19 protein-coding genes are annotated in these 22,991 nt (G+C 68.8%); 7 read left to right on the top strand and 12 right to left on the bottom strand.

Annotation, left to right across the window (positions count from 1 at the left end; genetic code table 11):
- Positions 1–16: 16 nt before the first annotated feature.
- The 9 genes from ACVOK1_RS04805 to ACVOK1_RS04765 all read right to left on the bottom strand — a co-directional run bounded on the left by ACVOK1_RS04805 (position 17) and on the right by ACVOK1_RS04765 (position 10,999).
- The gene (locus ACVOK1_RS04805; RefSeq protein ID WP_108768374.1) at positions 17–859 is read right to left on the bottom strand and encodes an ABC transporter permease subunit; all 843 of its coding nucleotides are present in this window, start codon (positions 857–859) and stop codon (positions 17–19) included.
- Entirely contained in the window at positions 856–1,788 is a 933-nt protein-coding gene (locus ACVOK1_RS04800) for an ABC transporter permease subunit (protein WP_406232170.1), read from the bottom strand. The genes ACVOK1_RS04805 and ACVOK1_RS04800 overlap by 4 nt, the downstream gene beginning before the upstream one ends.
- Positions 1,785–2,921 carry an ABC transporter ATP-binding protein gene (locus tag ACVOK1_RS04795; RefSeq protein WP_481561293.1) on the bottom strand — a complete coding sequence of 379 codons (1,137 nt, stop codon included), beginning with the start codon at positions 2,919–2,921 and terminating at the stop codon, positions 1,785–1,787. The genes ACVOK1_RS04800 and ACVOK1_RS04795 overlap by 4 nt, the downstream gene beginning before the upstream one ends.
- A 199-nt stretch (positions 2,922–3,120) precedes the next feature.
- Positions 3,121–4,662: an efflux transporter outer membrane subunit gene (locus ACVOK1_RS04790; protein WP_481561292.1), complete on the bottom strand. Its 1,542-nt coding sequence runs from the start codon at positions 4,660–4,662 to the stop codon at positions 3,121–3,123.
- On the bottom strand, positions 4,662–6,218 hold the full coding sequence (locus ACVOK1_RS04785; protein WP_481561291.1) for a DHA2 family efflux MFS transporter permease subunit: 1,557 nt from the start codon (positions 6,216–6,218) through the stop codon (positions 4,662–4,664). Before ACVOK1_RS04785 ends, ACVOK1_RS04790 begins: the two co-directional genes overlap by 1 nt.
- Positions 6,215–7,384: an HlyD family secretion protein gene (locus ACVOK1_RS04780; protein WP_481561290.1), complete on the bottom strand. Its 1,170-nt coding sequence runs from the start codon at positions 7,382–7,384 to the stop codon at positions 6,215–6,217. Before ACVOK1_RS04780 ends, ACVOK1_RS04785 begins: the two co-directional genes overlap by 4 nt.
- Before the next feature lie 255 nt (positions 7,385–7,639).
- Positions 7,640–8,749, bottom strand: a complete 1,110-nt coding sequence (locus ACVOK1_RS04775) for a polyamine ABC transporter substrate-binding protein (RefSeq protein WP_481561289.1) — start codon at positions 8,747–8,749, stop codon at positions 7,640–7,642.
- A 94-nt stretch (positions 8,750–8,843) separates the two neighbouring features.
- The gene (locus tag ACVOK1_RS04770) at positions 8,844–10,241 is read right to left on the bottom strand and encodes a glutamine synthetase family protein (protein ID WP_079221322.1); all 1,398 of its coding nucleotides are present in this window, start codon (positions 10,239–10,241) and stop codon (positions 8,844–8,846) included.
- Positions 10,238–10,999 carry a gamma-glutamyl-gamma-aminobutyrate hydrolase family protein gene (locus tag ACVOK1_RS04765; protein WP_481561288.1) on the bottom strand — a complete coding sequence of 254 codons (762 nt, stop codon included), beginning with the start codon at positions 10,997–10,999 and terminating at the stop codon, positions 10,238–10,240. Before ACVOK1_RS04765 ends, ACVOK1_RS04770 begins: the two co-directional genes overlap by 4 nt.
- 177 nt (positions 11,000–11,176) lie before the next feature.
- Here ACVOK1_RS04765 and ACVOK1_RS04760 point away from each other — a divergent pair, with 177 nt between their 5' ends.
- Positions 11,177–12,454, top strand: a complete 1,278-nt coding sequence (locus ACVOK1_RS04760) for an NAD(P)/FAD-dependent oxidoreductase (RefSeq protein ID WP_481561287.1) — start codon at positions 11,177–11,179, stop codon at positions 12,452–12,454.
- Between the two features lie 177 nt (positions 12,455–12,631).
- On the top strand, positions 12,632–14,212 hold the full coding sequence (locus ACVOK1_RS04755; RefSeq protein ID WP_481561286.1) for an MASE1 domain-containing protein: 1,581 nt from the start codon (positions 12,632–12,634) through the stop codon (positions 14,210–14,212).
- A 50-nt stretch (positions 14,213–14,262) separates the two neighbouring features.
- On the opposite strand, the gene ACVOK1_RS04750 is transcribed toward ACVOK1_RS04755, so the two are convergent.
- A complete protein-coding gene (locus ACVOK1_RS04750; protein ID WP_200753357.1) occupies positions 14,263–14,694 on the bottom strand; it encodes a hypothetical protein in 432 nt (143 codons plus the stop codon).
- A 287-nt stretch (positions 14,695–14,981) separates the two neighbouring features.
- Between ACVOK1_RS04750 and ACVOK1_RS04745 the strand changes: the two genes are divergently transcribed.
- Both ACVOK1_RS04745 and ACVOK1_RS04740 read left to right on the top strand, forming a co-directional pair.
- Entirely contained in the window at positions 14,982–16,334 is a 1,353-nt protein-coding gene (locus ACVOK1_RS04745) for a diguanylate cyclase (RefSeq protein WP_200753352.1), read from the top strand.
- A gap of 71 nt (positions 16,335–16,405) precedes the next feature.
- Positions 16,406–16,867 carry a bacteriohemerythrin gene (locus ACVOK1_RS04740; protein ID WP_108768362.1) on the top strand — a complete coding sequence of 154 codons (462 nt, stop codon included), beginning with the start codon at positions 16,406–16,408 and terminating at the stop codon, positions 16,865–16,867.
- Here the strand turns inward: ACVOK1_RS04740 and ACVOK1_RS04735 are convergent.
- The gene (locus ACVOK1_RS04735) at positions 16,848–18,146 is read right to left on the bottom strand and encodes an MFS transporter (RefSeq protein WP_481561285.1); all 1,299 of its coding nucleotides are present in this window, start codon (positions 18,144–18,146) and stop codon (positions 16,848–16,850) included. The genes ACVOK1_RS04740 and ACVOK1_RS04735 overlap by 20 nt on opposite strands.
- Before the next feature lie 146 nt (positions 18,147–18,292).
- Here ACVOK1_RS04735 and ACVOK1_RS04730 point away from each other — a divergent pair, with 146 nt between their 5' ends.
- The gene (locus ACVOK1_RS04730) at positions 18,293–18,931 is read left to right on the top strand and encodes a hypothetical protein (protein ID WP_481561284.1); all 639 of its coding nucleotides are present in this window, start codon (positions 18,293–18,295) and stop codon (positions 18,929–18,931) included.
- A gap of 27 nt (positions 18,932–18,958) precedes the next feature.
- On the opposite strand, the gene ACVOK1_RS04725 is transcribed toward ACVOK1_RS04730, so the two are convergent.
- On the bottom strand, positions 18,959–20,455 hold the full coding sequence (locus ACVOK1_RS04725) for an aldehyde dehydrogenase (protein ID WP_481561283.1): 1,497 nt from the start codon (positions 20,453–20,455) through the stop codon (positions 18,959–18,961).
- Between the two features lie 129 nt (positions 20,456–20,584).
- Between ACVOK1_RS04725 and aptA the strand changes: the two genes are divergently transcribed.
- Together aptA and ACVOK1_RS04715 are read left to right on the top strand one after the other, a co-directional pair.
- A complete protein-coding gene (gene aptA / locus ACVOK1_RS04720) occupies positions 20,585–21,937 on the top strand; it encodes an omega-aminotransferase AptA (protein ID WP_481561282.1) in 1,353 nt (450 codons plus the stop codon).
- Positions 21,938–22,000: 63 nt separating this feature from the next.
- Complete coding sequence (locus ACVOK1_RS04715; protein ID WP_481561281.1) at positions 22,001–22,879, top strand: ParB N-terminal domain-containing protein; 879 nt, start codon at positions 22,001–22,003, stop codon at positions 22,877–22,879.
- The last annotated feature ends 112 nt before the right edge of the window (positions 22,880–22,991 follow it).

Genomic DNA, 22,991 nt, shown 5'->3' with positions numbered 1-22,991 from the left:
TGGCGGCGTGCGGGCCTCAGCCGTTGTCCTGGCGGGCCAGCTGCAGGTCACGCTGGCGCCGTTTCTCGGCACGCGCGTTGATGTACCAGCCGATCACCGCGGCCACCGACACCGCCGACACCAGCAGGGTCGCCAGCGCGTTGATCTTCGGGCTGATGCCCATGCGCACCGAGGCGAACACCTTCATCGGCAGCGTGGTCGAGCCCGGCGTGGCAACGAAGCTGGCCACCACCACGTCATCCAGCGACAGGGTGAAGGCCAGCAGCCAGCCGGCCACCAGCGCCGGGGCGATGATCGGCAGCGTGATGCGGCCGAACACGGTCAGGCGGCTGGCGCCGAGATCCATCGCCGCTTCTTCCAGCGAGAGATCCATTTCCTGCAGGCGCGAGGACACCACCACGGTGACGAAGCACAGGGTGAAGGTGACGTGGGCGATCCAGATGGTGGCCAGGCCGCGTGCGGGGAAGCCGGGAATGGCGCCCATCGAGGCCAGCAGGGCCATCAGCGAGAAGCCGAGGATCACATCAGGCATCACCAGCGGCGCGGTGACCAGCGCACCGAACACCTGCTTGCCGCGGAAGCGGCGGAAGCGGGTCATCACCATCGCGGCCAGCGTGCCCAGCACGGTCGCGGTGCAGGCGGTCCAGAACGCCACCACCAGGCTGGTCCACATCGCATCCATCAGCGCGCGGTCGGCGAACAGGTCGCTGTAGGCGCGGGTGGAGAACCCGGCCCAGACCATTGCCAGCCGCGAGCTGTTGAACGAATAGAACATCAGCAGCAGGATCGGCAGGTACAGGAAGGCGAAGCCGAGCAGCAGCACGCCCAGGCCCAGGCCCTTTGCGCTACGCGGGCTCATGCCTGCTTCCCTTCCAGCAGGCGCTGCTGGGACCGGTTGAACCACAGGATCGGCACCAGCAGCAGCAGGATCATCGCCACCGCCATCGCCGAGGCACCCGGCCAGTTGCGGTTGTTGAAGAACTCGTTCCACAGCTGGCGGCCGACCATCAGCGTTTCCGAGCCGCCGAGCATTTCCGGGATCACGAATTCACCCACCGCCGGGATCATCACCAGCATGCAGCCGGCGACGATGCCGGCCTTGGACAACGGCAGGGTGATGCGCAGGAACGCCTGCCACGGCTTGGCGCCGAGGTCGTAGGCCGCTTCCAGCAGGCGGTTGTCATGCTTGACCAGGTTGGCGTACAGCGGCAGCACCATGAACGGCAGGTAGCAGTAGACGATGCCGATGTAGGCCGCCGTGGGAGTGTCGATCAGCTGCAGCTTGGGCAGGCCCATGCTGGTCATCAGCGACTGCAGGCCGGTGAACTGCAAAAACTGGTCGAGCAGGCCGTTGCGGTCCAGGATCGCCTTCCACGCATACACGCGGATCAGGAACGAGGTCCACGACGGCAGCACCACCAGCATCATCGCCACGTTGCGCGCGGCCGGCGACAGGCGCGCGATGGCATAGGCCATCGGGTAGCCGATCAACAGGGTGAGGAAGGTGGAGATGGCCGCGATCTTGATCGAGCTCAGGAACGCCTGGGCGTAGATCGAATCGCGGAACAGCGCCAGGTAATTCTCGAGGTTGAGCTTGAGCGAGAACGCGCCATCGACATACTGGAGCAGCCAGGTGTACGGCGGCGAGCCGACCCGGCTGTGCGAGAAGCTGATCATCAGCACGATCAGGAACGGCACCGCAAAGAACAGCAGCAGCCACAGGTAGGGAATGCCGATGACCGTGGCACGCGTGCCCGGCAGCCAGCGCTTCAGGCCTGCCGCGCTCATGAGGTCAGCACCACGCCGTCGTTGTCGCGCCAGTGCACCCACACTTCATCGCCCCAGGTCAGGCCATCGCTGGCCCAGCGCTGCGAGTTGGCGAAGTTGGCCAGCACCTTGGCGCCGCTGGGCAGGCGCACGTGGTAGACCGAATGGCTGCCAAAGTAGGCGATGTCCTCGATCACACCCTGCGCCTTGTTGGTCGGCGCTTCCGGTTCGTCCTTGCCGATCATCACCTTTTCCGGGCGCAGCGCGAACGCGACCGGCTGCCCTTCGTAGCAGGTGATGCCGTGGGCGATGTAGACCGGTGCGGGGAACAGCGGCGAGCGCACGGTCACGTACTCGGGCAGGTCCTCGTCGATGACACCTTCAAACAGATTGACCGAGCCGATGAAGCCGGCGACGAAGCGGTTGGCCGGCTGCTCGTAGACCTCATCCGGCTTGCCGACCTGCTGGATCCAGCCGGCATCCATCACCGCGATGCGGGTGGCCATGGTCATGGCCTCTTCCTGGTCGTGGGTGACCATCACGCAGGTCACGCCCGACGATTCGATGATGCTGACCAGTTCCAGCTGCATCTGCGAGCGCAGCTTCTTGTCCAGCGCGCCCATCGGTTCGTCCAGCAGCAGCAGCTTGGGCCCCTTGGCCAGCGACCGCGCCAGCGCCACGCGCTGCTGCTGGCCTCCGGAGAGCTGGTGCGGCTTGCGCTTGCCCAGGTGGGCCATCTGCACCAGGTCGAGCATCTCGCCCACGCGCCGGCTGATCGCGTCCTTGGCCAGGCCGTCCTGCTTCAGGCCGAAGGCGATGTTCTGCTCGACCGTCATGTGCGGGAACAGGGCGTAGGACTGGAACATCATGTTGACCGGCCGCTGGTACGGCGGCAGCGCGTCCAGGCGCTGGCCATCGAGGGTGATGCTGCCCTTGGTGGGCGTCTCGAAGCCGCCCAGGCAGCGCAGCAGGGTCGATTTGCCGCTGCCCGAGCCACCGAGCAGGGCGAAGATCTCGCCCTTGCGCACGTCCAGGTTGACGTCGTCGACGGCGACGAAGCCATCGAATTCCTTGCGCAGGTCACGAATGGAGAGATAGCCGGGCGCACCGTTCGCATCGACGACGGCGGCTTCCGGCTGGGCTTCAACGGGCATGGGGGCTCCGGGAGCGGGCGGTGGACAGCGGTGGCCATTCTACCGGCCGGGGGGCGATGACGGTATGACAGGCTGTGGCGGGCGGGCGTCTGGCCGCTGCGCTCGCCGGGCATGGCCCGGCGCTACCGGGGTGCGCGGCGGCGTCAACGGTTCCGGGGGCATCGTTCTGGTAGCGCCGGGCCTTGCCCGGCGGAACGCATCACCGTGCGGCCACCGGAGGGGCGTCCTGCCAGCCCAGGCCCAGGCTCTTCTGCAGGGCCACGTAGCGCACCAGCAGCTGCAGGCGGGCCTGGGCGGCGGCATCCTGGGCCTGCAGGCGCTGGCGCTGCACGTCCAACAGGTCGATCTGCGAGGTGGCACCGGCCTGCCGGCGCTGCTGCATCAGGGCCAGCGAGCGGTCGGCCGAGGCCTCGGCGCGCAGGCTGGCCTGCAGCTGCTGGCGGGCGGCGCCGAACCGGGCCAGCGCCGTGTTGGCATCCTGCAGCGCGGCCAGTACCGTGCCCTCATAGGCCGCCAGCCGCGCCTCGTTGCCGGCCCGGGCCTGCGCCACGCGCGCCTTGTTCACCCCGAAGTCGAACAGCGACCAGCGCAGGAACGGGGCGACGATGGTCGCCGCCGAATCCGGCCCGAGGTCGGAGATCGAGGTGGCACCGGCACCGATGCTGCCCAGCAGGGTCACCTGCGGGAAGTAGGCCGAAATCGCCTGGCCGATCTGCGCCGAGGAGGCCGCCAGCTCGCGCTCGGCCTTGCGCACATCCGGCCGGCGCTGGATCAGCGCGCCCGCATCATCCACCGGCACGCGGGCCGGCAGCACCGGCAACGGCTGGTCGGCGGCCAGCCGCGCGTCCAGCGCACCGGGCTCGCGGCCGACCATCAGCGCCAGCACGTCACGCGCCTCGTCCGCCTGTGCCCGCAGCGGCGGCAGCGCGGCCTGCTGCTGCTCACGCTGGGCCTGCGCGCGTTCGACCTGCAGGTCCGAATCGGCACCGCGCTCGCGTCGTTGTCGGGTCAGCTGCAGGCTGTCATCGGCGGCGCGCAGATTGACCTCGGCCAACGCGATGCGCTCGCGGCTGCTGCGGTAGCCCAGGTAGACCTGCGCCAGCTCGGCCGCCAGCTGCACCTGCGCATCGGCCAGCGCCGCGGCATTGGCCTCGGCTTCGGCGGCGGCCTGCTCGGCTGCGCGACGACGGCGACCAAACAGGTCCAGCTCCCAGCTGGCATCGAAGCCGGCCACGTACAGCTCGGTGTCCAGGTCGATGTCCGCGAACTGCTGGCGGAGCTGCGCCGCCTCCTGCGGGCGGCCATTGGCCTCGGCCACGCCGGCGATGTTCTCGCCGAGGCCGCGCACGCTGTCTTCAAGCGCATTGGGCGCCTTGACGTTGGCATAGCCGGCGACGGCGCCCACGCTGGGCAGCTGCTCGGCACGGCGCTGGCGCTGCAGCGCGCGCGACGCCAGCAGCTTGGCCTGGGCAGCACGCAGGTTGGGGCTGTTGCGCAGCGCCTCGTCCACCAGCTGGTCCAGCAGCGGATCATTCAGCGCGCGCCACCACTGGCTGGGCGGCGTGGCCGGCTGCACGTCGGCCTGCGCGGCACGCGGCAGCCGTGCCGGTGCGGTGGCGCCGGTGGCCACGTCCGGCTTCACGTAATCCGGGCCCAGCATGCAGCCGGCCAGCAGCAGCGGCAGGGTGGCCGGCCACAGGCGGTGCGGGCGAAGGGAGGTGGTGAGGGTCGTCAAATTCATCAGTGCATCGCCAATGGAACGCCCTTGGGCAGGGGCTTGAGCAGGAACACCAGCGGCAGGGTCGCCACCACGATCAGGCCGAAGATCCAGAACAGGTCGTTGTAGGCCATCACCATCGCCTGCATCTGCACGGTCTGCGCCAGCACCGCCATCGCCTGCGTGGCATCACCCAGCTGCTGGCCATAGGCATGCAGCGCGTCCTGGGCGATGGTTGAATTGGCGGTGACGCTGCTGCCGATCGCATCGATGTGCAGGGTGGCGCGGCGTTCCTGGAACGTGGAAATGATGGCCAGGCCGATCGAGCCGCCAAGGTTGCGCGCGGCGTTGAACAGGCCCGAGGCATCGCTGGTGTACTCGCGCGGTACCGAGGTGATGGCCGCCTGGTTCAGCGCCATCATCGCCAGCGCCAGGCCGCAGCCCTGCAGCAGCTGGCCGATGACGAAGTGCGGGCCGATGCTGTCCGGGGTCAGCCCGAGGTTGACGAAGCAGGCCGCGGCGAAGCACAGCATGCCGCCGAACACCATGATGCGCACGTCCACCGTTTCCAGCATCTTCGGCATCAACGGCATCAGCAGGATGGTCGGCAGGCCGGCCAGCAGCAGCACGTAGCCGGCCTGCTCGGTGTTGTAGCCGGCGATGATCGCCAGGAACTGCGGGATCATGTACATGACCCCGAACAGGATCATGCCCACCGCCATCACCATCACGAACACCGCGCCGAAACTGCGCTGGAAGAGGATGTTGAGGCGGATCACCGGCGCCTTGCTGGTGAACTGCGAAAGCGCGAGCAGGGCAAACCCCAGCAGCGAGACAAGGCTGAGCACCACGATCATCGTCGATTCGAACCAGCGCTCGCGCTGGCCGTCTTCCAGCACCACGGTCAGCGCGGACAGGCCGGCGGTCATGCCGATGATGCCCAGCCAGTCCGCACGCAGCAGCCCGCCCCAGTTCGATTTTTCATGCGGCAGGCCGAGCAGCAGCAAGGCCACCAGTCCGGCACAGATCGGTACGTTGATGAAGAAGGCGTAGTGCCAGCTGACGTTCTCGGTCAGCCAGCCGCCCAGGAGCGGGCCGATCACCGGGCCGAGGATGACGGTCATGCCGAACAGCGCGGTGCCCAGCGGCTGCTGCTTCGCTGGCAGCCGCGTGCCGACGATGGTCAGCGCGGTGGGAATCAGCGCGCCGCCTGCAAAGCCCTGCCCTACCCGGCCGGCGATCATCATCGGCAGCGAATCGGCCAGGCCGCACATCACCGAGAACGCGGTGAACAGCGTGGCGCAGATCAGCAGGAAGGTGCGCAGGCCCAGCGTGCGCACGAACCAGCCGGTCAGCGGAATCATCACGATTTCCGAGACCAGGAAGGCGGTGGAGATCCAGGTGCCCTCGGTGCCGCTGGCGCCGACCTCGCCCTGGATGGTCGGCAGCGCCGCGTTGACGATGGAGATGTCCAGCGTGGCCATGAACGAGCCGATGGTGCCGGCCGCCACGGCCAGCCACGCACCGGCATCGGCCTTGCCCTCGGCGGCGGGCGCTGCTGGGGCGGTGGTCGCGTTCATCGCGCCGGCGCGGCCGTGGCCTCGGCCTCGTCTTTCGTGCGCTCGCGCGCATCCTTGGCATTGCGCGTATCGACGGTCACTTCCACCGACATGCCCGGCACCAGCACCTTGCGAGCCTCGGCACCGGCCTCCACGCGGATGCGCACCGGCACGCGCTGCACGACCTTGGTGAAGTTGCCGGTGGCGTTCTGCGGCGGCAGCAGCGCGAACTGCGAGCCGGTGCCCGGCGAGATGCTTTCCACCGTGCCATGCAGGGTGGTGCCCGGCAGTGCGTCGACCTTGATCTCGGCCGGCTGCCCGGCGCGCATCAGGCCGACCTGGGTTTCCTTGAAGTTGGCGCTCAGGTACAGCGATTCGACCGGCACGATGGTCATGGTGCGGGTGCCGGCGGCGACGAACTGACCGACCTGCACGGTCTTGTTGCCGACGCGGCCATCGATGCGCGCGCGCAGCTCGGTGTCTTCGAAGGCGACGCGCGCCTGCGCGGCATCGGCCTGGGCCTGCTTCAGGCCGGCGTTGGCCTGTTCCAGCTGTGCCTGGCTGGCCTCGATCTGGCTCTGCGCGCCCTGGATCTGCGCCTTGGCCGCATCGTACTGGGCCTGCGCGCGTTCGACGTCGTGGCGCAGGCTTTCCACATGCTCGTGGGTGTCGGCGCCGCTGGCGGCCAGCGGGGTGAAGCGGGCCAGTTCGGCCTTGCCGAAGCGCAGCGAGGCGGTGGCGGCGGTGAGCTGGGTGCGCGCCTGCAGCAGGCTGGACTGCTGGCCCTGCACGCCGGCGGCGGCAGCGGCGATGTCGGCTTCGCGCACGGCGATGACCGCCTCGGCCTGGTCGAGGGTGGCGCGGTAGGTGCGCGGGTCGATGCGCAGCAGTGGTTCGCCGGCCTTGACCCACTGGTTGTCCTGCACCAGCACTTCGGTGACGTAGCCGTTGATGCGCGGGGCGACGGCCACGGCGTCGGCCTGCAGGTAGGCGTTGTTGGTGTCCTGCAGGTAGCGGCCGACCAGCAGGTGGTAGATGAGCCAGGCGACCAGGGCGATGATCACGACGGCGCCGATGATGGCCAGGGTCCAGCGGACCTTGGGGTTCTTCAGCGGCGAAGGCTTGTCCTCGTGGGTGGAGGGGGCTTCGTCGGTGGGGGCGTCGGTGCGCGGGGGGTGGTCGGTCATTGTCTCGTCGTGGCGGTGGTCGGTGCCATACGGGACGGTAGGGGAAGGGGTGAGGAGGTGAGGTGAAAGCGTTTGTCGAGTGCCGGCGATGAGTTCCCGGTTGGCAGGGTGCAGCGCCGGGGGGGGAGGGGAGGTCAACGGCAGAGCAGAAGCAGAAGCAAAAAAAACGGAGGCCGTTGGCCTCCGTTTTTCTGCTTGGTGGAGGCCGACCGTTGGTCGGCCCTACCAGAAAGCGTGCCGACCAACGGTCGGCACCTACTTGCCGGTCTTCACTTCGGTCCACAAGCGGGTATAGAGCTTGTCGGTTTCCGGGGTGTTGATCGAGTAGGTGAACATCTTCTCGGCGACGTCGGCCGGCGGGTAGATGGTCGGGTCGGTGCGGATCGCTTCGTCCACCAGCGGGGTCGCGGTCGGCACCGGGTTGGCGTAGTGGATGAAGTTGGTGTTGGCCGCGGCGACCTTCGGTTCCAGCAGGTAGTTGATGAACGTGTAGGCTGCTTCCGGGTGCTTGGCGTCCTTCGGGATCGCCAGCATGTCGAACCACTGCGGGGCGCCTTCCTTCGGGATCGAATAGGCCACGTGGACGCCGTTGCTGGCTTCCTCGGCGCGGTCGCGGGCCTGGATGATGTCACCCGACCAGCCCACCACCAGGCAGGTGCCGCCGTTGGCCAGCGAACCCACGTACTGCGAGGAGTGGAAGTTCTGCACGTACGGGCGGATCGACTTCAGCAGGTCGGCCGCCTTCTGCAGCTCGGCCGGGTCGCCGCTGTGCGGGTCCAGACCCAGGTAATGCAGGGCGATCGGGATCATGTCCGCCGGCGTGTCCAGGATGGTCACGCCGCAGTCCTTCATCTTCGCGATGTTTTCCGGCTTGAAGATCAGGTCCCAGCTGTTGGCGATGTCGGCGCTGCCGCCGAAACGCTCCTTCAGCATGTCCACGTTGTAGCCGATGCCGGTGGTGCCGATCATGTACGGCACGCCGTACTTGTTGTCCGGGTCCTGGGTGGCGATGCGCTTCATCACCGACGGGTCCAGGTTGGCCAGGTTCGGGATCTTGCTCTTGTCCAGCGGCAGGAACACGCCGGCCTGGATCTGGCGGCCGAAGAAGTTCAGCGTCGGCACCACCACGTCGTAGCCGCTGTTGCCGGCCAGCAGCTTGGTCTCGACCATCTCGTCGCTGTCGAACACATCGTAGGTCACCTTGATCCCGCTCTCCTTCTCGAAGGTCGGGATGGTGTCCTCGGCGATGTAATCGCTGTAGTTGTAGACGTTCAGGACCTGGCTGTCCTGCGCGCCGCCGTTGCCACCGCCACAGGCGGCAAGCATGGCGGAGGCCAGGCCGAGCGTGAGGATACGCAGCTTCATCGGGTGCTCCAGAATGCGGAATGGGGGGAGGCCGGCGGGGCCGGCGACGGGTGCCAGCCTACCCCCCGGCGGCTCATTCATCAATTGCGGGCCTTCACACGTTCAACAGCAGGAACTCGCGCTCCCACGAGCTGATGACGCGGAAGAAGGTCTCGTATTCCTTGCGCTTGACCGAGATGTAGGCCCGGCAGAAGCGTTCGCCCAGCAGGGCCTGCAGTTCGGCGCACTGTTCCAGCCCGTCCAGCGCCTCGCCCAGCGAGCGCGGCAGGTTGTAGCCCAGCTCCTTGGCGCTGCCGGTCACCGGCGCGTCCGGGGCCAGCCGCTCGCGGATGCCGAGCAGGCCACAGGCCAGGGTCGCGGCCATCGCCAGGTAGGGGTTGGCATCGGACCCAGCGAAGCGGCTTTCCACCCGCATGTTCTCCGGCGTGTCCAGCGGCACGCGCAGGCCGCAGGTGCGGTTGTCGTAGCCCCAGTGCACGTTGCTCGGCGAGACCTCGCCGAACACCAGGCGCCGGTACGAATTGACGTTCGGCGCGAAGAAAGCCATCGCCTGCGGCACGTACTTCTGCAGGCCGCCCAGGTAATGGCCGAACACCGGGCTGAACTCGCCCTCGCCATGGGTCTCGCCGGTGAACACGTTGCTGCCGTCGCTCACCCGCACCAGGCTCTGGTGGATGTGCATGGCGCTGCCCGGCTCGTTCTCCATCGGCTTGGCCAGGAAGGTGGCGTACACGCCGTGGCGCATCGCCGCCTCGCGCATGGTGCGCTTGAACAGGAACACCTGGTCGGCCAGATCCATCGCATCGGCGTGGGTGAAGTTGACTTCCAGCTGCGCCGCGCCGGATTCGTGGATCAGCGTGTCCACGTCCAGCTTCATCGCATCGGCGTAGTCGTACATCAGGTCGAGGATGGGATCGAACTCGTTGACCGCATCGATCGAGTACGACTGCCGCGCCGTCTCCGGACGCCCGGAGCGTCCGGCCGGCGGCAGCAGCGGGAAATCCGGGTCGGTGTTCTTCTGCACCAGGAAGAACTCCAGCTCCGGTGCGACCACCGGGCGCAGGCCCAGTTCGGCATAGGCAGCCAGCACGCGGCGGAGCACGTTGCGCGGGGCCAGTTCGTGCGGCTCGCCGGTCTTGGTGTAGCAGTCATGGATGACCTGTGCGGTGGCGTCGGCCGCCCACGGCACCATGCGCACGGTGTCCGGGTCGGGCCGCAGCATCATGTCCGAGTCCGACGGCGAGGTCAGGTCGTAGTAATCGTCGGGGAATTCACCGGTGACCGTGGTGGCGAAGATGCCTTCGGGCAGGCGCGTGCCGTAGTCGTGCGAGAACTTGTCGGCCGGGATGATCTTGCCGCGTGCGTTGCCGGTGATGTCCGGCACCAGGCACTCGACCTCGGTGATGCGCCGCTCCTTCAGCCAGCGCAGCAGGCTGCTTTCCTGCGGTGCGGGGGGCGTGGCCGTCTTGCGCGGGCGAGGTCGGGAACTCATCGGGAATCCAGTTGGTTCTGTTGGTACTGCCGGCAAGCTTGGCCGAAAGCACGGAAAATAGCGTGATAGAACGGCGCCTGCATGACACGCCACTCCGGGTGCCACTGTACGCCGAGCACGAAACGATGGTGGCGGCTGCGTGCGGCTTCGACCAGGCCATCGCCGGCCCACGCCTCCACCTGCAGGCCATCGGCCAGCCGGGCGATGCCCTGCCCGTGCACCGAATTGACCTGTGCGTGGTCGCTGCCGTGCCACTGCGCGAGCCAGCCATCGCCAGCCAGGGTGACCGCATGCGCCGGCCCGTACTGCACCTCGACCGGTGCCTGCGGATCCTCGCGATGGTCGGCCAGCCCCGGCACTGCATGCACCTGCGGATGCAGGCTGCCGCCCAGGGCGACGTTCAACTCCTGGAAGCCGCGGCAGATCGCCAGCACCGGCAGGTCCAGCGCCAGCGCGGCCTGCAGCAGGGCGAAGGCGTTGGCATCACGCGCGGGGTCATGCAGGTTGCCCGGCCAGCTGCGGCCCCCTTCATAGTGCTGCGGCTCGATGTTGCTGACCGCGCCGGTCAACAGCAGGCCATCCAGGCCCTGCAGCCAATCCTCGGCCGGCAGTGCCGGCTGCAGGCTGGGCAGTACCAGCGGGGTGACCTCGGCCGCGTCGACCAGCGCGCGCACGTACTTCTCGCCGGCCACCGCGAAACGGTGATGGCCGAGCACGGTGCTGTCGGTGGGCAGGCCCACCCAGGGCAGGCGGCGCATGGGGAAACTCCTTGGCGTGGGCATCCTTGGCCTGGGCATCAAAGTAACCGCCGGTGCGCGCGGGCGGCAAGTCGTCGCCGTCACACACCCGGCCGCGTGCATCGGCCAGACTATGCCGGTGAACAGTGATCGCCCGCCCCCGCCCTGCCCCTTCATCCCGTGCCCGCGAGGCCTGCGGTGAGCGCGGATTTCCCGCCCAGCTGGTACGCCGACAGCCTGCCCGAACCGGTTGCGCTGCCGCCGCTGCGCGGCGATGTGCAGGCCGACGTGGCGGTGCTCGGCGCCGGCTACACCGGCCTGACCGCTGCGCTGGAACTGGCCCTGCGCGGCTACCGCGTGGTGCTGTTGGAAGCGCAGCGCATCGGCTGGGGGGCGTCCGGACGCAACGGCGGCCAGGCGCTGGTGGGCTACGGCTGCGAGGTGGATGCGCTGGAACGCCAGCTCGGCCGCGACGACGCCCGCCATCTGTTCGACTGGTCGCGCGAGGCGGTGCAGTCGATGCGCCAGCGCATCGCGCGCCACGGCATCGACTGCCATTGGGTGGAAGGCCATGCCAGCGTCGCGATCCGTGCACGCCACGAACGCGACCTGCGCGCCGGCTGCGAGCACCTGCAGCGCCATTACGACTATCCGATGCAGTGGTGGGAGCGCGATGTCCTGCACGCGCAGCTGGACAGCCCGCGCTACCGCGCCGCGATGTTCGATCCGCTCAGTGCGCACCTGCACCCGCTGGCCTATGCGCGCGGCCTGGCCGATGCCGCCCGTGCGGCCGGCGTGGTCATCCACGAGCATTCGCCGATCACCCGCGTGCAGCGTGGCGCGCAGGCCACATTGCAGACCGCGCAGGGCAGCGTGCGTGCCGCGCACCTGGTGGTGGCCGGCAATGCCTGGCTGCAGGGGCTGCTGCCGGAACTGGAGCGCCGCATCATGCCGGTCGGCACCTACATCGGCGCCAGCGCGCCGCTGGGCGCCGAGCGGGCGCGGCAGCTGATCCGCAACAACATGGCGGTGGCCGACACCGCCTGGGCGCTGGACTACTTCCGCCTCAGCCATGACCACCGCCTGCTGTTCGGCGGCCGTGCCAGCTACTCGGCGCTGCCGCCGCCGGGGCTGCGTGGGCTGATGCAGCGGCGCATGCACCAGGTCTTCCCGCAGCTGGCCGACGTGGCCGTGGAACAGGTCTGGGGCGGCTACGTGGACATCACCCGCAACCGTGCCCCGCACTGGGGCCGGCTCGATGGCAACCTGTATTTCGCCCAGGGTTTTTCCGGGCACGGCGTGGCCGCCGCCGGCCTGGCCGGCGATGTGATCGCCGCGGCCATCGATGGCCAGAGCGCGCGGCTGGATGTGTTCCAGCGACTGCAGCATGCGCCGTTCCCCGGCGGCCGGCTGCTGCGCACGCCGCTGCTGGTGGCGGCGATGTCCTGGTACAAGCTGCGCGACGCGCTGTGGTAGCCCCGTGACGTGAAAGTGTGAACTCGGTCAGAGCCGTCGCAGACCGCGCGGCAGCGGCGGAGTGGCACGGCCGTTGCAGGCAATTGCAAGCGTCCGCCGCAGCCGATACTGTCGCGGGCTGGGGCCAGGCGCGAAGCCTGAAGGGCGCTGGCGCGCAGCAGCATGGGAGGCTTGCGATTGAACTGGTGGACGAATGGAATTCGCCTGGATGTACGTATCCGCCCGGCGGGGCTTGCCCTGGCGGCGCTGTACGCGCTTGCCTGCTGGGCCACCCGGCAGATTTCGCTGGACCAGTTCTACCTGCCTGCCGGCATCCGCGTCGCCGCACTGCTGCTGTGCCCGCCCCGCCTGTGGGGCTATCTGATCCTGGGCGAGTACGCCTACTTCGCGCAGATGCGCTACCCGATGATCGACCGCTACGGGCTGCCGTGGGTGGTACTGGCATCGGCCTGCCTGATACCCGCCGTGGCCCTGGTGGTGGCCCTGCACCGCCGGCACCTGGCCACCTGCGGCGAAGCCTGGATGCTGTCCATCGCCGCGTGGGCGGCGCTGGCCACCGCGGTCCTGAAGCTGGGCCTGGCCCATCTGCTGTGGCCCACCCCGCCCTCCGATCCGATCCTGGGTACCGCCATCCGCTACGTGCTGGGCGACTACATCGCGATCATCACCGTGGTCCCGCTCGCCCTGTTGTGGTCGCGGCGCAGCGCCGGACATGACTGGTCCAGCTGGCGGCAGTGGCCGACCCTGGCCCCGCTGGCCGCCCTGCTGGTGCTGGGCAGCGCGGCGATCTGGGCGGGCGCCAGCTCCGACCCGGCCAAGACCAGCCTGCAGCTGCTGATGGCACTGCCCGCCGTGGTGCTGACCTGCATGCACGGCTGGCGCGGTGCAGCCCTCGCGGTGCCGCTGCTGAACATGCTGATCAGCGTGGGCACGCCCAGCAGCGGCCTGCCCGGCTCGTTCGATGAGCGCACGTTCATGACCCTGCAGATCGTCGCGGTCGCCGGCACCGCCCTGCTGGCACTGGGCTCGCGCATCAGCCAGCACTACCACCACCACGCGCACCAGGACCAGGCGGGGCGGCAGGCGGCCGATTTTTCCCGCAATGCGCATATCGCCAATGAAATGGACCTGCGCCAGCGCGCGTTGGCACTGCGGCGCATTGCCGATGACATTGAAACGTCGCTGGGCGAGACCGCCGACCTGCTGAAGCTGCATGGGCACCACGAACCCGCGCGACGGTTGCTGGGCACCGCGACCAGCCATTCGCGGCAGTTCCGCGAGCTGACCAGCATGGTCTACCCGGCTGAACTGGAGCAGCTGGGCCTCTATCTGGCCCTGCAGGCCAGCGGCATCCACCACGCCTGGGACGCGACCGATCGCCTCGGTCGCCACCAGCTGCAGGGCGACCCCTGCCAGTTGAACCTTGGCCTGCAGCTGGCCACCTACCGCACCCTGGCCGAGGCGGTTTCGCTGCTTCTGAACGGTGAGCGCGGACAGATCCAGGTGCGCGCACGCTGCGGTCGCCGCGGAACACAGCGCGGCATCGTGGTCACCGTCGGCCTGCTGGACCGCTACCGCACCCTGTCTGACGACACCGTGGCCTTGGCACGACGCCGGTTGAGTGCGCGGCCCATTGCCTACGGCGGACGCGTGGACTTCCGCGGCAACCGCATCCGGATGCTGCTGCTGGATTCACCGGCGCATGCCGAGCAGGACACTGCACTGCCGACAAGGTTGGCGCCGCACGGCCTGCACTGAGCACCGCAACGACCGGCCCTGCGCGCGGCAGGGCCGGTCATGCATCAGCGTTACTGCCCTTCGCCCGGCAGCTCCACCGACCAGATCGCATCGGCGCCCTTGCCATACACCACCAGCGAGAACTCGGCGCGACGGTACACCACCTGGCGCGGCGCATTGGCCGGAATCACCAGGCGCTGCGAGGGCAACGAGGTCTTCGCCGGCGACTTGCCCGCCGGCAGGGTCCAGAACACGTTGTCGAGGGTGCCGACGATCAGCTTCACCTGACCGGTCAGGTCATTCACCTGGAAATAGGTGATGCCATCGCGCTGGAAGCCATACACCTGCCAGGACGGATCCTGGCTCAGGTTCAACGTGGCAGGCAGCGACTCGCCCAGGCCGCTCTTGGCCAGCTGGATGCCATTGCCGTCGCTGGGACAGCAAGCAGCAGCGGCGATCATCGGCGTGGACAGCAGCGCAGCCGCTGCAATCGCAATACGCATACGGGAAAAACGCACGGGCAACCCCCTTGTGGAATGAATGGTGATGGGCGGCCAGGCATTGCCGCGTTCGCCTGGCACAGCCGCTGTGCATCGGCGCGGGCACTGACGGTGCCCGTGAACTCCGAGGGCTCCCGGCCAGGACGGCCGGCAAGCGGCACCGAGCATACCGGTCCCGGTCCACCGCAGCCATGTGCCATCCCGCTGCGGTCACACGGCGCGGCTAAAGTTTCTGTCGAAACCGCCGCTACCCTTCCCGAGCGCCCCTCCCTCACGTGAGCCTCCGCACCATGCCCGTCCTCCCGCAGGTCGTTGTCGATGGCGACCTGGCAGACCCCCTTCCACAGCGGATCCTGCTGGTGGAAAACTCCCGCGCGTTCACCGGAATGCTGCGAGAAGCGATCGAGCAGCGTCTGGAACTGCCGGTAGTGGTGGCCTCGACCCTGGCCGAGGCGGATCGCCTGCTGAGTGACGATGGCGGCTGGTTCCTGGTGCTGACCGGGCTGGTGCTGGCCGACGGTGACCGCGATGCAGTCGTCGAATTCTTCCTCAAGCGCGACCTGCCCACCGTGGTGGTCAGCAGCGTGTACGACGAAGACCTGCGCAAGCGCGTGCTGCAGCAGCAGATCATCGACTACGTACTGAAGAACACGCCCGGCAGCATCGATTACCTGGTGTGGCTGGTGCAGCGGCTGGAACGCAACCGCCGCATCGCCGCGCTGGTGGTGGATGACTCACCCTCGGCCCGAGGTTACGCCGCGGCGCTGCTGCGCATGTACGGCCATGAAGTGTTCGAGGCCGCCGACGGTGCCGAAGGCCTGGCCGCGATCGAAGCGCACCCGGCCATCCGCCTGGCCGTGGTCGACCAGGAAATGCCCGGCATGCAGGGCGTGGAATTCACCCGTCGCCTGCGCACCCTGCGCTCGCGCGACAAGGTGGCGGTGATCGGCATTTCTGGCAACACCGACGCTTCGCTGATCCCGCGCTTCCTGAAGAACGGCGCCAATGACTTCCTGCGGAAGCCCTTTTCGCGCGAGGAATTCTTCTGCCGTGTTTCGCAGAACGTCGACCAGCTGGAGCTGATCGGCACCCTGCAGGACCTGGCCACCCGCGATTTCCTCACCGGCCTGCCCAACCGCCGCTGCTTCCTGGAACAGAGCCAGCGCCAGCTGCCGCAGCTGCAGCTGCATGGCCAGTGCGTGGCGGTGGCGATGATCGACATCGACCACTTCAAGCACATCAACGACACCCATGGCCACGAAGCCGGCGACGATGCGCTGCGCGCGGTGGCCCGCGCGGTGGGCGACCACGCGCGCAGCCAGGACCTGATCGCACGTTTCGGCGGCGAGGAATTCTGCCTGCTGGTGCCGGAGATGGAACAGGACGAAGCCATCGTCTACTTCGAGGAACTGCGCCAGCGCATCGCCGCGCTGGAAGTGGACATCGGCACCGCCATCCTGCGCATGACCGTCAGCATCGGCCTGTGCTGCCTGCACCCGCAGCGCGACTCGCTGCACAAGCTGATTTCCGAGGCCGACCGCCAGCTGTACCTGGCCAAAGCGGCCGGCCGCAACCGGGTCAGCTGCGCGACCGTGGCCAACCCGCTGCGCCCGCGCGAAGCGGCGATGGCCGCCGCGCTTTGATCCAGATCAACGCCGCCTGAGCGCGGCGATCCTACAGTCAGCCCCGACATGAACATGAAGGGGAGCCGGGGATGGCACTACTGGTCTGGCAGGACGATCTGAACATCGGCATCGATGTGATCGATCAGCAACACCGACGCATCGTCGACATGCTCAACCACCTGCACGTGGCCCAGGCCGGGCTGCAGACGGCGGTGGTGGCCGAAGTGATCGACGAAGTGGTGGACTACACCATGTCGCACTTCGCGTTCGAGGAAGAGCTGATGGAGGAAGCGGGCTATCCGTTCTGTGCCGCGCACAAGCGCGTGCATGAGATCTTCATCAAGCGCGTGGCCGAGTACCGGCTGCGTTTCCAGGCCGGCGAAGACGTGACCGACGAACTGCGCACGATGCTCTCGCGCTGGCTGTTCAACCACATCCGCGGCGATGACCAAGCCTACGCCGAACAGGTCAAGGCGCACCTCAACCAGTTCGCCCGCGAGCACCAGAGCGGCGGCTGGCTGGGCCGCACGCTCAAGCGTTTCTTTGGCTGAGCTGCGCGCGCCGCTGCAGGGCCAGCAGCGCGCACAACGTCGCCACGGCGGTCAGGCACAGGTAGTAACCCACCGCGACCAGGCCGAAGCGCTCGGCCAGCCAGGTGGCCAGGTACGGCGCCGGCGCTGCACCCAGGATGCCGGCCAGGTTGAACGACAGCGATGCGCCGGTGTAGCGCACTTCCACCGGATAGATCTCGGCCAGGAAGGTGCCGCACGGGCCGTAGGTCAGGCCCATCAGGAACAGGCCCAGGCACAAAAAGCTCAACACCAGCCACGGGCTGTTCGCCTGGAACAGCGGCGCGAACAGCACGCCGAAGCCGAGGATCAGCAGGCTGGCGAAGACCATCGTGCGGCGCGTGCCCCAGCGGTCGCCATAACGCGCCGACAGCGGAATGCCCGCCGCGAAGAACAGCATCGCGCCCATCTGCATCAGCAGGAACTGCTCGCGGCTGTAGCCCAGCACGGACGTGCCGTGGCCGAGGCTGAACACCGTCATCAGGTAGAACAGCACGAAGGTGGCGAACGCGCCCAGCGTGCCCAGCAGCATCGGCAGCCAGTGGCCACGCAGCACCGTCCACATCGGCAGCCGCACCGGCGCCTTGCGCTCCAGCGCCTGCTGGAAATCGGGCGTCTCGTGGATGTTCAGGCGCACCCACAGGCCCAGGCCGACCAGCAGCGCGCTGGCCACGAACGGAATGCGCCAGCCCCACTGCAGGAAGTCCTGCTGGCCCAGGCAGCGACCCAGCAGCAGGAAGATGCCGGCCGACAGCAGGAAGCCCAGCGGCGCGCCCAGCTGCGGGAACATGCCGTACCAGGCGCGCTTGCCCGGCGGCGCGTTCTCGGTCGCCAGCAGCACCGCCCCGCCCCATTCACCGCCCAGCCCCAGGCCCTGGCCAAAGCGGCACAGCGCCAGCAGGGCCGGCGCCCACAGGCCGATCTGCGCATGGGTGGGCAGCAGGCCGATGGCCACCGTGGACAGGCCCATGGTCAGCAGCGCCGCCACCAGCGTGGCCTTGCGGCCGATGCGGTCGCCGAAGTGGCCGAATACCGCCGAGCCCACCGGGCGCGCGATGAAGGCCACCGCGAAGGTCGCCAGCGACTGCAGCAGGGCCGCCTGGTCGCTGCTTTCCGGGAAGAACAGGTGCGGGAACACCAGCACCGCCGCCGTGGCGTAGATGTAGAAATCGAAGAACTCGATGGTGGTGCCGATGAGGCTGGCCAGCAGGACGCGGCTGGGGGAATTCACGGGCGGAGCGGCAGCGGTGATCGAGGACATCGGCAAGGCGTGGAAGGTGGATCGACCGATTCTGCCACGCGCGGGCGGCCTGACGGGACGATGGTTTCAGCCGACACCGATGCCAACGGAATTTTTCTGGACACTGGTTAGGCTGCGCCACCGGTCCCTGCATGGATGCTTCGCCGATGGCCCCTGTGGTTGCGTTGCGCTGGTCCGATTCACCGCAGCTGCCGCGCACGGCGGCCCGGCTGGTCGTGGTGCTGCTGCATGCCCTGCTGGGCGCGTGGCTGTGGCAGAGCGGCCGGCTGGGCCCAGCGCGGGAGGCCGAAGAACGCATCAGCCTGCGCTGGCTGCCGCCGCCGCTGCAGCCGCCCGCGCCGCGCGTCGTGCCCGCTGCGGTATTGGCGACACCGACGCCTGCCCGCCCCTCGCGGCGGGTTGCGCCTGTACCGCTGCCGCCGGCAGATGTGGAAAGCGACAGTACGCCGACACCGGCCCCCCTCGTACTGGGTCTGCCGGCCGGCAGCATCGACGGCGGTGATGGCATCACGGCGGCGGGGGTGGCACCACGATTGATCGGCCGTCGCGAGGTGCATGCCGCGTTCGGACCGCGGCGGAACTACTTCCGCATCCGCAGGACGATGACGCCCGAGCAGATCGTGCACGGCGTGGCGCAGCTGCTCGGCCTGTGGCCGCCTGGGTACATCGTCGATCCGTGCCAGCTGGGCAAGCAGGACATGGACTATTTCCAGGGGGCGGTGGAGGAAATGGACCGGCAGGCGCTGCGTGATGCGGTGCTGGTGGTGAGCGCGCGGTGCCGGTAGCGCCGGGCCATGCCCGGCGGCTCAACGCTACAACTGGATCCAGGTCGCCTTGATCTCGCTGTACTTGTCGAACGCATGCAGCGATTTGTCGCGGCCGTTGCCCGACTGCTTGTAACCCCCAAACGGTGCGCTCATGTCACCGCCATCCCAGCCATTCACCCACACACTGCCCGCGCGCAGCTGCCGCGACACGCGATGCGCTCGCCCCAGGTCGCGCGTCCACAGTCCGGCGGCCAGCCCATAGCGGCTGTCGTTGGCCAGCCGCACGGCCTCTGCTTCACCATCAAAGGCCAGCACCGCCAGCACCGGCCCGAACACTTCCTCGCGCGCCAGTGCCTGCTCCGGCCGCACCTGGTCGAACACGGTGGGCTGCACGTAGCACCCGCCCGCTTCCACCTCGGCGCGCTGCCCGCCCAGTAGCAGGCGCGCACCGTCGCCCTCGGCGCCCGCGATGTCGGCCAGTACCTTGTCCACGTGCGCGGCATCGACCAGCGCGCCCATCGGCGCATCGGCCTCCAGCGGATGGCGCGGCTGCATGCGCCGCCCATACGCCACCACCTGGTGCACGAAATCGTCACGGATCGAACGTTCCACCAGCAGCCGCGAGCCCGCCGTACACACCTCGCCCTGGTTGAAGAAAATGCCCCGCGCCACACCCTTGGCCGCCGCATCCAGATCCGGCGCATCGGCGAACACCAGGTGCGGGCTCTTGCCACCGCACTCCAGCCACACCCGCTTCATGTTGGAACGGCCGGCGTACTGCAGCAGCTTCGCGCCGGTGGCGGTCGATCCGGTGAACGCCAGCACGTCCACATCCATGTGCAGCGCCAGCGGTTCACCCACGTACATGCCCTGCCCGGGCAGCACGTTCAGCACGCCATCGGGCAGCCCGGCTTCGGCAGCGAGTGCGGCCAACCGCAGTGCACTCAGCGGCGAGCGCTCCGAGGGCTTGAGCACCACCGAATTGCCCATCGCCAGCGCCGGCGCGATCTTCCAGCAGGCCATCAGCAGCGGAAAATTCCACGGCACGATCGCGGCCACCACGCCAGCCGGCTCGCGGCTCACCAGGCCCAGTTCGTTCGGGCCGGTCGGCGCGATATCGCCGTACAGCTTGTCCACCGCTTCGGCCGTCCAGCTCAGGCAGCGCACCACGCCGGGCAGGTCGACGCGACGCGCATCGCGCACCGGCTTGCCCATGTCCAGGGTTTCCAGCAGGGCCAGTTCGTCGGCATGTTTTTCCACCAGCGCGGCCAACGCCAGCAGCACGCGCTTGCGGTGCGCCGGGCCGGCCTGCGACCAGTGGCCGGCCTCGAAGGCACGCCGCGCGCCTGCCACCGCACGCTCCACGTCCTGCGCATCGCAGTCGGCCACCTGGCCCAGCACGCGGCCATCGATCGGGCTGATGCAGTCGAAACGGGCGCCGCTGGCCGCGTCCACGTAGCGGCCATCGATGAAGGCCTGTGCGGGAATGGCCAGCTGGCTGGCCAGAGCCTGCCAGTGGTTGCGGTCGGGGAAATCAGCCATGTCCGGCTCCAGGCAGCGAATGCCTCGTTTATACCGCCGTGGCCGTGATGCGCCTGTTCTGCCGCCGCCGCTACCGCCGCGATGACCGGGCTGCGCTACAGTCGGTGCATCGGAACCGACGGAGGCGGCATGAAGAACCCCGCGATCGACCCGCACGCACTGGCCACCCAGCGCCCCGAATTGCTGGATGCGTACTGGATGCCGTTCACCGCCAACCGCCAGTTCAAGGGTGCGCCGCGCATGCTGGTGCGTGCCGAGGGCATGCACTACGAGGACATCGACGGGCGCAGCATCCTCGACGGCGCCGCCGGCCTGTGGTGCTGCAACGCCGGCCACGCGCGGCCGCGCATCGTCCAGGCCATCGCCGAACAGGCGGCCACGCTCGATTACTCGCCGGCCTTCCAGATGGGATCGCCACCGGCCTTCGCCCTGGCCCAGCGGCTGGCCGCGCTGGCACCGGCCGGGCTCAACCATGTGTTCTTCACCAGCTCCGGCTCGGAGGCCGTGGATACCGCGATGAAGATCGTGCTGGCCCACCATCGCCTGCGTGGCGAGGGCCAGCGCACCCGCTTCATCAGCCGCGAAAAGGCCTACCACGGGGTCGGCTTCGGCGGCATGGCCCTCGGCGGCCTGCCCAACAACCGCCGGCAGTTCGGCCTGCAGCTGGGCGGCGTCGACTATCTGCGCCACACCCTGGACCTGGAGCGCAACGCGTTCAGCAAGGGACTGCCGCGCCACGGCGCCGAACTGGCCGACGATCTGGAACGCCTGATCGCGCTGCACGATGCGTCCACGATCGCCGCCGTGTTCGTCGAGCCCGTCGCTGGCTCGGCGGGGGTGATCCTGCCCTCCCCCGGCTACCTGCAGCGGCTGCGCGAGATCTGCGACCAGCACGGCATCCTGCTGGTGTTCGACGAGGTCATCACCGGCTTCGGCCGGGTCGGCATGCCCTTCGCCGCGCAGCGCTTCGGGGTCACGCCGGACCTGCTGACCTTCGCCAAGGGCGTCAGCAACGGGGCGGTGCCGCTGGGCGGAGTCCTGGTCGGCGATGCGGTGCATGCCAGTTTCATGCAGGGCCCGGCGCAGGCCATCGAGCTGTTCCATGGCTATACCTATTCGGGCCACCCACTGGCCTGCGCGGCCGCCCTGGCCACCCTGGACATCCACGCCGAGGAGCGCCTGTTCGAGCGCGCCATCGAGCTGGGCGAATACTGGCAGGAGCGCCTGCATGCCCTGCAGGGCCTGCCGAACGTGGTGGACATCCGTAACTTCGGCCTGGTTGGCGCGGTCGAGCTGGCGCCACGCCGCGATGCCGCCGGCGCCCGCGGCTACGAGGTGTACCGGCGCTGCTTCCACGATGGCCGCCTGCTGGTGCGCTGCACCGGCGACATCATCGCCCTGTCGCCGCCGCTGATCGTGGACAAGGCGCAGATCGACCAGATCACCGGCACCCTGGGCGAGATGATCCGGGCCACCGCCTGAGCCCGGGCCGGCGCCGGCGAGCGGGTACAATGGTCGGTTCCGCTCCTGACTGTTGCCGTGCCCATGGACATCGTCGTCAAAGAAGAACTGAAGGCCTACATCGACCCGCTGACCGCGGACGAACATGACGCGCTGGAGCGCAGCATCCTGGCCGAGGGCTGCCGCGACGCGCTGGTGCTGTGGGGTGATGTGCTGGTGGACGGCCACAACCGCTTCGGCATCTGCCAGAAGCACGGCCTGCCGTTCAACACCGTGCAAAACACCCGCTTCCAGAGCATGGAAGACGTGCACCTGTGGATGATCGAGCAGCATCTGGGCCGCCGTAGCGTGTCCGACTTCCAGCGCGGCGTACTGGCCCTGCGCAAGCGCGACATCCTGTCCGCCCGCAAGCAGGTGGAACAGGCGCAGCTGCAGCGCGAGAGCGACGGCACCGCCGAACCGGCCGACGACGCAGGCGAAGACAGCCCGCCGTGGGAGCCCGCACCGAAGATCAGCCGTGCCGAACTGGCCCGCGAAGCCAAGCTGAGCACCAGTCAGGTCGGCATGATCGAGCGCATCCACGCCCAGGCCGCGGCCGAGGTGGTGGAAGCGGTGAAGGCCGGCGTGATCTCGATCAGCGCGGCTGCGGCCGTGGCCGACCTGCCGGAAGAGGAGCAGCGCGCAGCCGCCGCCGGTGGCAAGGACGAGCTGAAGCAGGCAGCCAAGCGCGTGCGCGAATCCAAGCGCAAGCCGCGCGCACCGAAGCCTGAAGCGGCCGAGATGGATTTCGAGGAGCCGAGCGAGGATGAGGTCGCCAGCCGCGATGCCGAAGTGCTGTCCGCACTGGAGCAGCTGGGCGAGGACGCCCCGGCGCTGCGTCGTCGCGTGGTCGCCCTGACCCGCGAGAACGACACCCTGCGCGCGCAGCTGGCCGCGCTGCGGAAGCAGCTCGAAACCCAGTAACCGGTAGTGGGGGGGGGGGGGGGGGGCGCCCCCGCCCGCGGGCGCGGCGCCGGGGGGGGGGGGCGGCCCGGCGGGCGCGGGCCGGCGGCGCGCGGGGGGGGGGGGGGGGCGC

This window comes from Stenotrophomonas sp. STEN087, from assembly GCF_056759115.1.
Note: the sequence above shows the minus strand (reverse complement) of the source record. Positions and strands in the feature narration are given on the sequence as shown.

Excerpts from the sequence above, each read along its gene's own strand:
- ACVOK1_RS04790 (WP_481561292.1), bottom strand. The coding sequence starts at position 4,662 with ATGAATTTGACGACCCTCACCACCTCCCTTCGCCCGCACCGCCTGTGG.
- ACVOK1_RS04785 (WP_481561291.1), bottom strand. The coding sequence starts at position 6,218 with ATGAACGCGACCACCGCCCCAGCAGCGCCCGCCGCCGAGGGCAAGGCC.
- ACVOK1_RS04800 (WP_406232170.1), bottom strand. The coding sequence starts at position 1,788 with ATGAGCGCGGCAGGCCTGAAGCGCTGGCTGCCGGGCACGCGTGCCACG.
- ACVOK1_RS04735 (WP_481561285.1), bottom strand. The coding sequence starts at position 18,146 with ATGTCCTCGATCACCGCTGCCGCTCCGCCCGTGAATTCCCCCAGCCGC.
- ACVOK1_RS04795 (WP_481561293.1), bottom strand. The coding sequence starts at position 2,921 with ATGCCCGTTGAAGCCCAGCCGGAAGCCGCCGTCGTCGATGCGAACGGT.
- ACVOK1_RS04805 (WP_108768374.1), bottom strand. The coding sequence starts at position 859 with ATGAGCCCGCGTAGCGCAAAGGGCCTGGGCCTGGGCGTGCTGCTGCTC.
- ACVOK1_RS04770 (WP_079221322.1), bottom strand. The coding sequence starts at position 10,241 with ATGAGTTCCCGACCTCGCCCGCGCAAGACGGCCACGCCCCCCGCACCG.
- ACVOK1_RS04745 (WP_200753352.1), top strand. The coding sequence starts at position 14,982 with ATGCCCGTCCTCCCGCAGGTCGTTGTCGATGGCGACCTGGCAGACCCC.
- ACVOK1_RS04715 (WP_481561281.1), top strand. The coding sequence starts at position 22,001 with ATGGACATCGTCGTCAAAGAAGAACTGAAGGCCTACATCGACCCGCTG.
- ACVOK1_RS04765 (WP_481561288.1), bottom strand. The coding sequence starts at position 10,999 with ATGCGCCGCCTGCCCTGGGTGGGCCTGCCCACCGACAGCACCGTGCTC.
- ACVOK1_RS04725 (WP_481561283.1), bottom strand. The coding sequence starts at position 20,455 with ATGGCTGATTTCCCCGACCGCAACCACTGGCAGGCTCTGGCCAGCCAG.
- ACVOK1_RS04730 (WP_481561284.1), top strand. The coding sequence starts at position 18,293 with ATGGCCCCTGTGGTTGCGTTGCGCTGGTCCGATTCACCGCAGCTGCCG.
- ACVOK1_RS04740 (WP_108768362.1), top strand. The coding sequence starts at position 16,406 with ATGGCACTACTGGTCTGGCAGGACGATCTGAACATCGGCATCGATGTG.
- aptA (WP_481561282.1), top strand. The coding sequence starts at position 20,585 with ATGAAGAACCCCGCGATCGACCCGCACGCACTGGCCACCCAGCGCCCC.
- ACVOK1_RS04750 (WP_200753357.1), bottom strand. The coding sequence starts at position 14,694 with ATGCGTATTGCGATTGCAGCGGCTGCGCTGCTGTCCACGCCGATGATC.
- ACVOK1_RS04780 (WP_481561290.1), bottom strand. The coding sequence starts at position 7,384 with ATGACCGACCACCCCCCGCGCACCGACGCCCCCACCGACGAAGCCCCC.
- ACVOK1_RS04775 (WP_481561289.1), bottom strand. The coding sequence starts at position 8,749 with ATGAAGCTGCGTATCCTCACGCTCGGCCTGGCCTCCGCCATGCTTGCC.